12 protein-coding genes and 1 pseudogene are annotated in these 13,332 nt (G+C 56.8%); 8 read left to right on the plus strand and 5 right to left on the minus strand.

Annotated features, from left to right (window positions below):
* The 8 genes and pseudogenes from GGQ85_RS17455 to GGQ85_RS17490 all read left to right on the plus strand — a co-directional run.
* On the plus strand, positions 1–435 hold a 435-nt coding region (locus GGQ85_RS17455; RefSeq protein ID WP_309775601.1), incomplete at its 5' end, for a 3-keto-disaccharide hydrolase.
* Between the two features lie 452 nt (positions 436–887).
* Positions 888–1,085 carry a hypothetical protein gene (locus tag GGQ85_RS17460; protein WP_309775602.1) on the plus strand — a complete coding sequence of 66 codons (198 nt, stop codon included), beginning with the start codon at positions 888–890 and terminating at the stop codon, positions 1,083–1,085.
* Between the two features lie 107 nt (positions 1,086–1,192).
* Positions 1,193–1,501 carry a recombinase family protein gene (locus GGQ85_RS17465; RefSeq protein ID WP_309775603.1) on the plus strand — a complete coding sequence of 103 codons (309 nt, stop codon included), beginning with the start codon at positions 1,193–1,195 and terminating at the stop codon, positions 1,499–1,501.
* Positions 1,502–3,093: 1,592 nt separating this feature from the next.
* Entirely contained in the window at positions 3,094–4,599 is a 1,506-nt protein-coding gene (locus tag GGQ85_RS17470) for an FAD-dependent oxidoreductase (RefSeq protein ID WP_309775604.1), read from the plus strand.
* Between the two features lie 99 nt (positions 4,600–4,698).
* Positions 4,699–5,190, plus strand: a complete 492-nt coding sequence (locus GGQ85_RS17475; protein WP_374708918.1) for a DUF421 domain-containing protein — start codon at positions 4,699–4,701, stop codon at positions 5,188–5,190.
* A 505-nt stretch (positions 5,191–5,695) separates the two neighbouring features.
* Positions 5,696–5,886 (plus strand): annotated as a pseudogene (locus GGQ85_RS17480) (DUF808 family protein); the annotation flags it as partial.
* 86 nt (positions 5,887–5,972) lie between these two features.
* Positions 5,973–6,134, plus strand: coding sequence for a DUF808 family protein (locus GGQ85_RS17485; protein ID WP_309775605.1), 162 nt, complete (start codon positions 5,973–5,975; stop codon positions 6,132–6,134).
* A gap of 581 nt (positions 6,135–6,715) precedes the next feature.
* Complete coding sequence (locus tag GGQ85_RS17490) at positions 6,716–7,330, plus strand: hypothetical protein (protein ID WP_309775606.1); 615 nt, start codon at positions 6,716–6,718, stop codon at positions 7,328–7,330.
* Positions 7,331–7,725: 395 nt separating this feature from the next.
* On the opposite strand, the gene GGQ85_RS17495 is transcribed toward GGQ85_RS17490, so the two are convergent.
* From GGQ85_RS17495 to GGQ85_RS17515, 5 genes are all read right to left on the minus strand, one after another.
* Positions 7,726–8,424: a PRC-barrel domain-containing protein gene (locus GGQ85_RS17495; protein ID WP_309775607.1), complete on the minus strand. Its 699-nt coding sequence runs from the start codon at positions 8,422–8,424 to the stop codon at positions 7,726–7,728.
* A 350-nt stretch (positions 8,425–8,774) separates the two neighbouring features.
* The gene (locus GGQ85_RS17500; RefSeq protein WP_309775608.1) at positions 8,775–9,263 is read right to left on the minus strand and encodes a PRC-barrel domain-containing protein; all 489 of its coding nucleotides are present in this window, start codon (positions 9,261–9,263) and stop codon (positions 8,775–8,777) included.
* Between the two features lie 75 nt (positions 9,264–9,338).
* Positions 9,339–9,512, minus strand: a complete 174-nt coding sequence (locus GGQ85_RS17505; RefSeq protein WP_309775609.1) for a DUF1328 domain-containing protein — start codon at positions 9,510–9,512, stop codon at positions 9,339–9,341.
* Between the two features lie 1,450 nt (positions 9,513–10,962).
* On the minus strand, positions 10,963–11,382 hold the full coding sequence (locus tag GGQ85_RS17510; protein ID WP_309775610.1) for a hypothetical protein: 420 nt from the start codon (positions 11,380–11,382) through the stop codon (positions 10,963–10,965).
* Between the two features lie 98 nt (positions 11,383–11,480).
* A complete protein-coding gene (locus tag GGQ85_RS17515) occupies positions 11,481–13,313 on the minus strand; it encodes a glycoside hydrolase family 15 protein (RefSeq protein WP_309775611.1) in 1,833 nt (610 codons plus the stop codon).
* Positions 13,314–13,332: the final 19 nt, after the last annotated feature.

Consider the following 13,332-nt stretch of genomic DNA (forward strand, 5'->3'; position numbering starts at 1 on the left):
AAGCCCGTGCCGCGCCCGGACGGTTCGGGTATTTCCGACCTCTACAACAACCAGGCCTTCGTTGCGGTGAACACGGGCTTTGAAGTGCAAATCGATGAGGAAGCCCGCGGCGACAAGAGCATTGGCGAAGGCGACGGGTTCCTCTACAACCGCACAGGCGCGATCTACAAAATCAAAGACTTCGGCACCGCCGAGGGTCAGCAGGATTACGAGAACACGCAGAAGCTTGCGCAGGAGACGTGGCACCAATACGAGATTGAGGTGAGCGGCAACCTCTACATTGTCCGGTTAAACGGAGTGGAAGCGACGCGCTTCAAGCGCAAAGCGGTCGACGTCTTCCGCGGCAACCCGCCGAGCGTCGATGCGGACTCGGGGTTCATCGGCCTGCAAACGCACACCGGCCAAATTTCCTTCGCGAACGTGCGGGTGAAGTGATTTGTCCGTTCCGTGAGCGCGGGAGCTGACGGACGAACACCTGTAGTGTGGCGGAACTCGGCTGCGGGTTTGTGCCGAGCGATGAGTTTGGTCGCTTGGTGTTGTACAACTCGACAACGGAACGCCCACGGGATTGGTGTTGAGCGCGAAGTTCTTTATCCGTGGCATCCTTTGACCGGGCTTCAGGTCCATATTCATGAAGTAATCGAAGGGTGGCGCAGCGGTTTTCCGCTGTAGCCTTTCCGGCCTCGTATCGGACCGATGGCTGGAGGTTCCGGCATAGATGTTCGACCGCGGGGTCAGCGCGAGCTGGCGCGCCGCGACTGTACCAGAGATGGATCTTGCCGTGCTTGGCGCCTTGGCGACGCTTCTGCAAGATACCAGCACTTCCTCGCGATCGCACGGAATGAGCGCAGCACTGAACTCTCACGGCACGAATCGGGGAGCTCTCCATGTTGCGCAAGCCCACGATATACCAGTTCGATCTGTTCTCCAATCCGCCAGTTGTAAAGACGGCTCGTGTACCGGCGTGGCAAGCACTGCCGGAAGAGACACGCCGGCGGCTGACCAGGCTGATGGTTCGTCTGATTCTCAACTACGTCGATGGCGATCACACCGGGCAACAGGGGCGCGCTGATCATGATGCATGAGAAGATCAGGCCGCATCATCTGGAGCGGAAGGCAATCCTGTATGTGCGGCAGTCGTCGGCTCATCAGGTCCTGCACAATCGCGAGAGCGGCACGCTTCAATATGCCGATGCGCGACCGTCTTACGGCGCTCGGCTGGTCTCATGTCGAGACTGTCGATGACGATCTCAGCCGATCTGCCACTGGCGGTGTCGCGCGTGCCGGTTTCGACCGGATGGTCGCGGAAGTCTGCCTTGGCAAGGTCGGTGCGGTCGCGGCGCGGGAGGTGTCGCGCTTTGCCCGCAACAGCCGCGACTGGCAGCAACTCATCGAGATGTGCCGCGTCGTCGACACAGTGCTGATTGTGTTTCGGCGCGGGGTCTCGACCATGATCGGCAAGGGGTCCCATCATTCCAACTCAACGAAATCAATGGGCTGAAGGGGTTCCCGCGATGCCGATGGGGGTCATTTTTCGATCACATTGACAGTTCAGATACCGTGAAGCGGGCCGCCATCGCCGGCGAAAGAGAGGTCCGGAAGCGGCAAGCCGACGCCGGCGCTCGATCGACGCCTGACGATCTGGAGAACGCTGCTCTACGCGGGCAGGGAAGGCCGTCCAGACACGTTTGCGATCCGCAGCGGTTTGATGACTTAGGGAGCGGGAAAAGGACACCCTGCGCCTCCATAGCCGGCTGGCGGCGCTGGTGGAGAAGCTCGGCAAGGCCCTGCGCCACGCCGTCCGAAATATGGCCGGCAGCAAGAGCCGCTCAGAGTTGGCGAGATAGGTGATCGATCTGACGCGGATGTGCATCATTGCCAAGCGCGCTCTATGAGTTTCCCGGTCCTACTGTTTCCAGCAGTGGGGCCGTTGCTTTTCAGACTACCGCGGCGGTTCAATTCCCCACGATCAGACGGCACAAGCGCCACAGCAGGAGAATGTCACCGTCGCCTTAACTGGTATCTCAACAACAACATGCGCCTGATTCACGGCATGGTAGAGAAAACCGACCTCGCCGGATTGGATCTCGGCGCCGAGTACGATGCCTTCGCGATGCGCACCCCAGTTCGTATTCTGAGACCTTGAGCCTTTCACCGCTCCACGGAAACGGTCGAAGACTTGTCGCGCTTCTTCACGCTACCGTCCTGTCCAACTTCCGAATAGATTTTCACGTGCCAGCCGGATTGTTGACGAATCCATAAACTTGGTTCAGTCCAAGACCGGTGCCTTTACCCACGGCTTAGTGGCAAAATGGTTCGAACGCTTGAGCTATGGGTCTCGGCGTCCATGCCAGCCCCGGTGTCCGTGACAGCAATCACGACGTATTGCCAGGCCCGACCTCGCGATGGCTTAACACGTAACTCATGTGGGTTATTTCCAGTTCGAGAGTTAGCCTCCCACCCGCTCGGCATGGCATCTCTGGCAGTGACTGCCAAATTCAGCATGCTGGCCTCAAGCTCATTTGGGTCGGCTGGGACTGAGGAAAGCGATATGGTTCCGACGACAGCGCATAAACGACTCGCTCTCTCTGATTTTTGAATGCGCTCGCCGAGGGCGCGCTGCGGAAGCGTCCCGTGTAAGTCCCTGGGAGCGCCGCAGCCGCATTAACGGAACTGGCCCGCTTCATCGCGGATCATATCCCCGGTCGACCAAGGCCCTGCACGGTTCCGCGCCGTCTCCCTCAAGACGCCTCCCGGGACTGTGCACCGTCGGGAGCGCGCACACTAGCGAGCCTCTCGAAGAGCAGATCGAGCCGCGCCTACGACCTATAGCAGCAGGCCGGCTTCCCGAAAGGCCGGGAGATAAGGAGCCAATGAGCTGCTGAAAGAACAAAAGCCCAAGTGCATGACGCGGGACGCGCCGCCATGAGGGACAACGCCCAATCTGCCGCGGCATCGGATGGGTCGAGAACCATCGGGATAAATGCCGCTCCTTCCTTCTTCGGCTCGACCGTTCGACGGTACCTGAGAAGGATAGATTTTCTACTGGAACTCTGACGGGAGAGCGGGCGTTTTCAGCGTTTGGGAGTTTGCATGACCAGCACCTCGATATGGATGGATGTTGACGTAATGCCCACCGCCGAATCGCTGGTTGGGGAGGCAGAGTGCGATGTTGCCGTCATAGGGTCAGGGATTGCCGGCATCTCAACCGCCTACGAACTTTGCAAGCGCGGTAAGTCGGTTATTGTGATCGACCGCGGGCGCATAGCGGGTGGTATGACGTCCCGGACATCCGCGCACCTGGCGCCTTTATGCGACGATCTCGTAAGCGAGATGGTCAGTATCAAGGGGCTCGAAGCCACAAAGCTCTTCTACGACAGCCAGGCAGCAGCTGTGGACCGTATCGAAGAGATTCAGAAAAATGAGAACATCGACTGCGATTTCCGTAGGCTGGATGGCTACCTGTTCCAGGGCCGCGACATGCCTGCTGACATCATTGAAAAGGAGCTCGACGCGGTCCGCGCGGTCGGAGCGCCAGTGGACCCGCTCACGGGTTTGCCGTTCAACGGATGCGAAAGCCGTCAGGTGCTACGCTATGCAAGGCAGGCGGCTTTCCACCCACTGAAATACCTCGCGGGGGTCGCGAAGGCCTGTCAAGAGAAGGGCGTTACCTTTTTTGCGAACAGTCCGGTTGAAGAAGTCGGTGAGGAAGAGGGCATCGTCACGCTTAAGGTGGCCCGTGGCGCTATTCGGGTAAAGTACGCAGTTGTCGCCACCAACTCATCGATCTCCGACCGCTTCGCCATTCACACTAAGACCGCGCCGTATAGAACCTATGTCATGGCGTTTGAAATTGAACGCGGAGCGTTGCCCGATGCGCTCTACTGGGACACGGAAGAGCCTTATCATTACGTACGGCTTCAGCCGGGCCCAGGACAAACCGATTATGTGTTGATCGGCGGAGAAGACCATAAGAGCGCAACGGCAGATGATGCTGACATTCGCTTTGGAAAGCTTGAGGCTTGGGCGCGCAGCCTGATCTCGGCGCTGGGGAAAGAGACCCACCGCTGGTCCGGGCAGGTGCTGGAAACAGTTGATTATGCTGGCTTTATCGGCCGCGATCCCGGGGGCAGCAATATTTATGTCGCGATGGGCGACTCAGGCCAGGGATTAACCCATGGCGTTATGGGCGCGATGCTTAATACAGGTCTTATTCTCGGCGAAGACCATCCGTGGAAGGATCTGTATGCGCCCGGCCGAATTCCGCTCAAAGCGGCAAAGAATTTTGTTGTGGAAAATACAACAGCGATCAAAAACTTTGCTGAATACGTTGCGCCGGGAGAAATTGGCTCACTCGACGAGCTTAAACCCGGGCATGGCGCGATCGTCCGGCGCGGCCTCGAAAAGCTTGCCGCGTACCGCGACTCTGATGGCGGCCTGCATCTCAACTCCGCGTCCTGCAGCCATATCGGCTGCCACCTACACTTCAACAGTTTCGAGACGTGTTGGGATTGCCCCTGTCACGGCTCGATGTTCAACGTGGATGGATGTCCGATCAATGCTCCTGCCATCGGACCGCTTGACCCGATCAAGGAATAGAGGGCTGCGCGCGCTTCCTCCACTTTTCCACAAAATCCGGCGGACCTCTGGATTTCGCGGGCGTCATATACTGACGCTAATACTGTTTGGGAGCGGCCTATGGGTTCATCGATTGACTGGAATTCCGTCTTCGTTCCGGCAATAGGGCTTGCGGAAGTAATCGTTCGTGGCAGCCTTATGTACCTTGGGTTATTTATTATCCTGCGCGTCATGGCACGGCGTCAGGCGGGTCATTTCGGACCCGCTGACCTTCTTGTCATCGTGCTGATCGCCGATGCCGCGCAAAACGGCCTCGGGAAAGATTATGGCTCCGTCACTGAAGGCCTCACACTCGTTCTCACAATCGTTGCCTGGGAATATTTGCTGGACTGGATTTCCTGGCGATTTCCCTGGTCGCGGCCATACCTTACCCCGCCGAGCCTTACTCTTATTCGTGATGGACGCCTTATTCCTCAGAACCTGCGCAAAGAAATGATCACGGAGGATGAGTTGAAAGCGCAACTGCGCGAACATGACGTCGAAGATTATGCGGATATCAGGCTGGCTAAGCTAGAAGGTGATGGGCGTCTTAGCGTCCTGAAGCGCAAATGAAAGATGATGATCAGCCGTGGGGCCGTCGCCGTTCGCGTACGACGTCTTTGCTTGCTTATCGGCGCGAAGTCCAAGATAGACGGGATGCCACAAATTCGCGGGAGCTTGTCCACTCGGTGAACTTGATTTCGGCGATGAGTGACGTTTCACCCCGTTTTGACGGCTTCATCCTTTACATTTTTGCGGAAGGGCGACTTCGCAGTTTTCGCGATTGACGAGTTGCCCTGCAGTTCCTTGAGCGTTTCGTGGCTGAAGCCGGTACCGACATTAGCTGTGACGATTGACTAAGCGTGTTCCGATTGCGCGATCAAAGTCCAATGCTAGTGCCGAGCAACGATCTAACGGCTTCGTATGCGTCACGGTAGGTTGCCGGACCCAGAAAACCCAACGTATATTAGTTGCGATGACGATGGACGGCTCCTAACGCGCGTCGGCGTAGAATCTGCTGAGCGATTTGGTCTGGGAGGCGAGTAACAGGAGAAGTATGGCAGGCGGTCTGGTAGCGATGCTAGATGATGTGGCCGCGCTGGCACGGCTTGCAGCAGCATCGGCCGACGACCTCACGGCTGCCGCCATACGGGCCGGCTGCAAGACGGTAGACGTGGTGATCGATGACGCTGCGGTCACGCAGGGTATGTCATAGGCCTGCCGTCCGAGCGCGAGTCGCCGATTATCGCCAAGATCGCGATCGGTTCTGTTCGTAACAAGCTGCTGTTTATCCTGCCAGCCGCTTTGCTGCTAAGCGCATTCGCTAAAATGGGCACTGACGCCGATCTTGATGCTTGGCGGCCTCTATCAACTTCGAGGGCGCCGAAAAGATTATCAAGTTGCTTAAAGGTGAAATGGCGATCAAGGAAGTCGCTCGGATCAACGACCCCGCCGAACTTGAAGCACGGCAGGTCGACGGCGCGATCCGGACCGACCTTGTACTTTCAGCGGAATAATGGTCATCGCGCTGAACGCGATCGCTGCATCAAAGCAGCCATCTCTGGCATTTTCAGGTAGCGCTGATAGACGCCACGAATCAATCATTCAATCGCTCCGCCAGAGTTGAGCCATTAGCACCTGCGTTCAGCATACTTTGTGGATTGTGGAGTGCGAAACGCTACAGCTCATTCAGCATGACCCCGACGTGGCCATCGTAACTACCGCAAAGGAGAAAGGCTGCGACCTCATTGTGATGGCCGCTCTCACTCCAGATTTCCACTTCTACAGAACTTCGGTCACTAAGCGAGCCATCATTCAGCTGGTCGCCCTAGAATTTATAGCGGCTCAATTGTTGCGGCTCGAAGCAATCATTGGAGCGCCAGACTGGGGGCAGAGGCATTTAATAAGACAACGCCTCTTCCACCGGTCAAGGAACTGCGAACAGACATTCCAGTTGAATATCCGTCGGAGAAAATCCTTGTGCCGTTCGAGTCCCTGAACGGAAGTCAGATTGTGCCTAAGGCACGTAAGCTACCGGGTGACCGGAGATACAAACCCCATTGAAGCGCGGCTATTGCCGATCCTCAGGTGATCAATTATGGGCGATGACCTTCTATCCGGAGTAGAGGCCAATCACGCAGAAGCGAGCCGTGACCAGGTGCCGCCAGCAGATCCACAAATTGAAACGGTTGAGCCACGAAAGACAAGTATTTGGGTCAAAGAACTACCCTATAGTCTGATTCTCGTTTTGACCCTCATCGGCGTCGCGTATACGAGCTTCTCAAATCAGCCGATTGTTATCTATTGGGAATTCTTGGCGCTATTGATTGGAGTGATGTGTATCGCCACCGGATGGCAGAACACGAACGACAAAGAAACGCGATTGCGTTTAATTTCGACGCAGGTACTGCATTGGTCCGCATTTCTGCTCGTGATGAATATGATTCTGTTGCCTAGCGCTCAGAGAATCCTCAATGCCAGCGTAACTGGGATTGCCATCTTTACCTTGTTAGCGCTCGGTACCGTTACCGCTGGCATCCATGTGGCTTCTTGGCAGATCTGTCTTCTCGGACTCGTGATGGCCCTGAGCGTTCCGGTGATTGCGTGGATTAAGGCTTCCGCATTGCTCGTAGTTCTAATTTTGTCCGTGGCGCTTGGAGTTGGTGTTGTGCTTTGGTGGCCTTGGCGTAAGAAGGAGTCCGCTCCAGATTGACACTGCTTTTTGCTGTGTACCCTCGGCACCGTTGACAGATTGAGGAACTTTTCGAAAGGGAGCGTCGGTTTTGTCGCGCAACGCCGGTTCACGGGATAGCTTCGGCCGCTCGATGATCTGGCCGCGGACATTCTCCGAGATCCGATTCCAGAAGCGGTTTAATCGTTGAGGCGATAGTCGGCCAGCGCTTCGGACCCGCCGTTACAATCATATAGAACCCGCAGGATGCCGAATTCGCCCAGCGAGCATGGCGGCGGCAAACTCAGAGATGCTCTTATTGCCACGCAGCACGTAGGATCTTCTTCTCGGCCGAGTATCGGTCAGATTTCCTCTTCAGAACCCCCAGTTTCCTCGCACGTGCTTGTCGCCGTTTGACCGTTTCTTCCGGGGCTAAGTTAGCCCGAGCCCGATAGCTTGAACTTGCGAGAGTCCACCTTCAATCCTGCGCCGTTAGCCTGATCACTTGTTATAAAAGCAAGCCCGTAATAACTCCAGTCTGGGCTCCACCGCCCTGTACGCCCGGGGTAAGCAAATGCAAACGTTCCTCCACCCTCAGCGGTGTCGCGCGTGACTAACACCGCAAGCATGCGGCCTTCAGGCGTCAAAACGACGTCGTTGACATAGCCGTACCCACGACCCGTTTGAAGACGAGCATAGTCACCGATTATTTCGGTGACGAGAAGATCAGGTTTCCTGTTGTCGTGATCGTCCTTGGCTGAAGGAAACAACCCGAACATGTGTGATGAGTCCAGGTCAGCAACAAGGTTGCCGGGGCGAATGGGAAGGACGACTTGTTCCCACGGGAGACGGAACACAAATTCTGGCCTGGCACCGTCGCCGGTCTGCTCGGCTATGAAGCCCCTCACAGTCCCATCGTCCGCGAGCACGATATTGCGGATCTTGCCAAGATGCTGGCCGGTCTTAGAGACAACGCTGCTGCCCAGCAGTTGCGAAGCGCGCACTCCGTCGTAAAGCATTTGCGCGAGCTGTGCCTTCTCATCCTTCGAAGAATTAGTTTCGGCTCGCACAGCCGTTAGGCTAGAGAGCAGAAGCACAACGAACAGTCCGCGTGCGGCAGCTTTCCGTTTGTTCATGATACCTCCGAAGAACGATTCTCTCTACTCGAACGTGAATGCTGTCGCAGCGTTCCAAATGTGAAATTAACTTTGTGCAACGGAGAAAGCCTGAAATAGGTATTCGCGCTGACCAACGATAGCTCTCCGGGCCGCTCACTCTCGGATTCAAACTTATTTAAAAGCAGACGAATTGTTGGTCGGCGGCCGACCACGAGAAGTCTGTCCTTGATCCGATGCTTGAGGTCGCCTGATCGTCTCGCCTCGGGGTGTTCCGTAAGGCGCATCGGTCATCAGGAAGGGTCGATCAGGGCCGATCGACACCTTCCCTCCGCTTCGCGTTGTCCAATGACAAGGTCGCAGAATTAGGTCTATTTCTTGCTATAATCGAACTTCGGCGCACTCTTTAGATTGTCTTTGCTGGTGTCCACGAAGGCCTTCCACGTGTTATCTTTCTTACTGAGGACCACCGTGGACGGATCGAGCACGACGTAGCTTTCGCCCATACCGATAAAGCCGCCCACGCCCACTATCAATCCAGTGATCGTCTTTCCGTTATCAATAACCAGATCTTTAATCTCGCCCAGCGTTTCGTTCTGATTGTTATAGACATTGATGCCGACCAGCTTGGACGACATGATGTCAACCGGCTTCACGGTTACGAACCGAACAGCAACGGTAGCTCTGTCGGCGATCCGCAAGCCTCCCGCCGTTGTGCCAGAATTTGCGGCATTGTTATCCGACGCACTCGTCGTGGCGTTCGGGGTGGGTGATGGAGCTGTTGTCTGGGCCAACGCGAGTGTCGAGATCGACGAGATTGCGAGGGCAGTTCCGATTGCCGTCAGCTGGCGATGATTCATGAGCTTTCTCCTTTAGCATGACGTCGAGAGCCCACCATGCTGTTAAAGACGCCGCTCTCGGGCGGAGACGGGCAGCTAGAACAGGACTTCACCCGCCAACAGCCCCAGCACGAGGAAAATTGCGAATAGCGCCAAGGCCGCGAAGAAAAGCCATTTTGCGATTGTCGCAGCGCCAGCCGACGCTCGGGAGAAGCCGAAAAAACCCGCTACCACTGATATAATAAAGAAAATCAACGCCCATTTGAGCATAGGAATCTCCGTCGTTACTCGTGGCAAACGAACAGCAAGCGTCATGGTTCCGCATGGTCCCCCTTTGATGGAGAGGGCTGACTTCCTGCCTTTCAACGGTTAGCGGAGAGTAAAAGATGACGCGCCATCTGTTGTAACAAGCTCCGAGATCAAGAAAGATTTAAGAACCTGAACAAGACACATGCCGGAGCTCTGGATTGTCTATGAGTCGCAACGTGAGCGCATCACGCTGCTACAGCCACAAGGAGCTGTGCGGGTCGTCGATCCGAGCTTCGTGAGCGCATGCAATCCCGGTCTGATCGTGGAGCTGCGCAGCCTTCGTGGTCGCACAACGGCACCCCGCGAACACGTCTCCAAGACGGATGGATATGCCGCAGCTGCTATAAGGCAGTTGGATGTGACCGAAACAACAGGTCTGGATAGATTGCTATAAAATGACGCTGACTAAAGACGGCTCTGAAGGCTTGACGCCCGCAGCCCGATCCTGACGACCCGCCGTAAAGCAAAGACAAGTTTTAAGACCGACCCTTAAAACCCACGCTGCTTAGCCGCGACAGTGAGAAAGCCGTTGAGTCGTCTTCGATCGCCCACGTCTTTCGGACTGGGATCCGTCATTCTCGAGAAATGCGCAAGACAAGCGAGTTCATTTCTTGCTTGGCGCCAGACAGTACGCGACAACTTGGCTGCTGGTCGGCGCCGTATAGCCGATTGCACGCTCGTTCAAAATCTGTGCGTCGGCTCCCGGCAATAGGCGTTGACGGTAAATTCGCCCGCGGCGCAGACCACCCGGCATTCCTCGTCCTTTGAGCAGTGGCTGGCGGACCACCCGCATCTGCGCGCCTTTCGTTTGTACAAAGCGGATTAGGGGTGCCTCAGCGGGAGAACCATGTCACAATTTGCGATCCTGGCCGGGCGCTCCTCTTGTCCGGCTCGAATCTTTATAGAGCAATCACGTGGCAGATAGCGGATGCGAAAGCGGAATTCTTTGTAACGATCAGTGCGGGTACGGTATCGCCCATCAACGGTGACAAGCTGGTTGCGTCGCGACGTTTCGCCTCGCACGACCAACACACCACCCTCGTTTTCCACCCTCGTGAGCGTGATCTCAGCTTGCGCGGGCGCGCTCATCGCGATCATGAGCGAAGCAGCAAGCAAGAATTGTCGCATCGTGAAGCCTTTCTGACGGTTTGTTGCACCCCGCCTTTTTCGTACCCCGCCCACCGACAACCTCCCTCGACGCGTGACGTCTCCGTGAGCAGCATCATTGCTGCCATCGCAGGCGCCGGTCACGCACACACCGGCGGGCAGGGTGTTCGAAGGAGGCCGTCAACCCGTTCCCAGTAACGCTCTTTGTTGCTCTTACCCGCGTCCGTGTCATTGATATCCTAGAAGAACCGACCTGTTTCAAAATCTCTCAACGCGACCGTTTTGAGAGCCGAGGGAAGGGCTGCTAATTCGACGAAGAACCCATCGTAGAACCTGGCTCGGTCGCGGGATTGTCGGGACTGATTGCCTCAGAAACGGACTGGCCATGTGGTCCAAACGTCATCAGAACCGGGTCGCCGTCTTCTGACTTCGCCTGAACTACGAAGGTTTTAGCTAGGAACTTGATATCGGAGAAACCTGCTTTCTCTAGCTGCTGCTTGATCTTCTGAACTGCGTTCTTCCCTGAATTAGCACCGGTATCGGCAGCACTCTTCTCGCCGTGGGGATTAAATGCGGATTGGGCCAGAACTGGCGATATGGACATTGCCAAGAAGGCAACTGCCGCCAACATGATTTTCATCGTGTCCTCCTTCAGTAATGTTTGCTCCAATGGAGCATTGATCGATCGCACTGTGGCGAACGGCAGGGCAATGAAAGATCCCACGTATGGTTCCGGATGAAAGCTAGATTTTGGAGGTCCCATAAAGGCGCGCCACCATCGCTACAAACGCTGGTCAAAGATTAATGGGTCTTTGGAATCGTTCACCGCGTTTTGCCACCCGTCGGGGCGACCCTCTGAGAGCGCTGCTGCGCCGGGCCGCTCGCGTCAATCAGGTTGAAGGCCGTATTGATGAGCCCGATATGTGAGAAGCCTTGCGGAAAGTTGCCCACGAGCCGCCTTCGAATGGGATCGTATTCTTCCGCGAGCAGCCCGAGATCGTTGCGCACGGCCAGAAGGCTCTCGAAGAGTTTTGAGGCATCATCGATCCGTCCGAGCATCACATAGGCGTCGGCCAGCCAAAAGCTGCAGGCGAGGAAGGCGCCTTCTTCGCCGCCGATCCCATCATCGACCTGATCTGTCGAATATCGCAGCACGAACCCATTGCTGATGAGGTCCTGCTCGATGGCCGTGATCGTGCCGACCACGCGCGGGTCGTCGGCAGGCAGGAAGCCGACCTGAGGGATGAGGAGGAGGCTCGCATCCAGAGCCTTGCCGCCATAGTGCTGCGTGAAGCTATTGCGATTGGGGTCAAAGCCGTTTTCGCAAATATCAGCGTGGATCGTGTCGCGAGTTTCCCGCCAGCCATCAACCGGACCCTCCAGACCGAAATGCTCGGCGGACTTGATAGCGCGGTCGAAGGCGACCCAGCACATGAGCCGGGAATGGGTGAAGGCTCGCGGTTCTCCCCGTACTTCCCATATGCCGTTGTCCGGCTTTCGCCAGACCGTCTCAAGATGATCGAGAAGGACGTTTTGCAAGCGCCAGGCTTCTGCCAGCGGCGCCAGTTCAGCTTCCCGCGCGGCATGCAAAGTTTCGATCAGTTCGCCATAGACGTCGAGCTGCATCTGGCCAACTGCTTCGTTGCCGATCCTGACCGGGGAACTCTCCTCATAGCCCGGCAGCCAAGTCACCTCATTCTCTGGCAGCCAGCGTTCGCCAGCAATGCCATACATGATGTGGAGCTGCTCAGGACGCCCGGCAGCAGCCCGCAAAAGCCATTGCCGCCAGGCCTCAGCTTCCTCCCGATAACCCGCGTTCAACAGCGCGTACAGAGTGAGGGCTGAATCCCGCAGCCAACAATAGCGATAATCCCAGTTGCGGCTGCCGCCGATCGCTTCCGGAAGCGACGTCGTCGGTGCAGCCACGATGCCCCCAGTCGGTCCGAACGTCAGCAATTTAAGCGTGATGAGGGAGCGAATGACCGCATCGCGCCATACGTGATGCTTGATGTCAAAGCGGCATCGTTTCGACCATTCTTGCCACCACGAGATCGTGCGGTCCATAGTCTCAGAACGATCCGGCACGAAGTGCGGCATCTTGTGGGAACGATGATAGGAGAGCGTGAAAGGCACCTCTTCGTTTTGCCGAGCAGTGAAGCGAGCCGTGCTCGTCATGTCTCGGCCTTCCAATGCGACGGCCGTGTGCAACTCGACCGCGTCCGGGCCTGCGACGGCGCTTAGGCCGTAATCGCGGCGCCGCACCCAGGGAACGGCCTGCCCGTAGTTAAAACGGAGGATCAGTTCCATGCTCATCGCCACCTCGCCCGATACGCCACGCACGATGCGTACAACGTCGACTTTCTCTTCATCGTCGGTAAGAGGCATGAAATCAGTAAGTGTGCAGACCCCTGTCGCAGTCTCGAATCGCGTCTCAAGCACCGCGGTTCCGGGGACGTAGCGCCGGCTGATACGGCAAGCGGGATCCGCCGGCGTCAAAAGCCAGCGGCCATGCTTGGGACCGCCCAGCAGGGCAGCAAAGCACGCAGCGGAGTCGAAGCGCGGCAGGCAAAGCCAGTCGATCGAACCGTCGCGGCTTACAAGCGCTGCGGAGATCATGTTGCCGATGATGCCATAGTCCTCGATAGGCTTCGACATGCTGGCACTTCCTCTTTAT

This window comes from Nitrobacter vulgaris (assembly GCF_031453995.1).
In the GTDB taxonomy this organism is placed as follows: domain Bacteria; phylum Pseudomonadota; class Alphaproteobacteria; order Rhizobiales; family Xanthobacteraceae; genus Nitrobacter; species Nitrobacter vulgaris.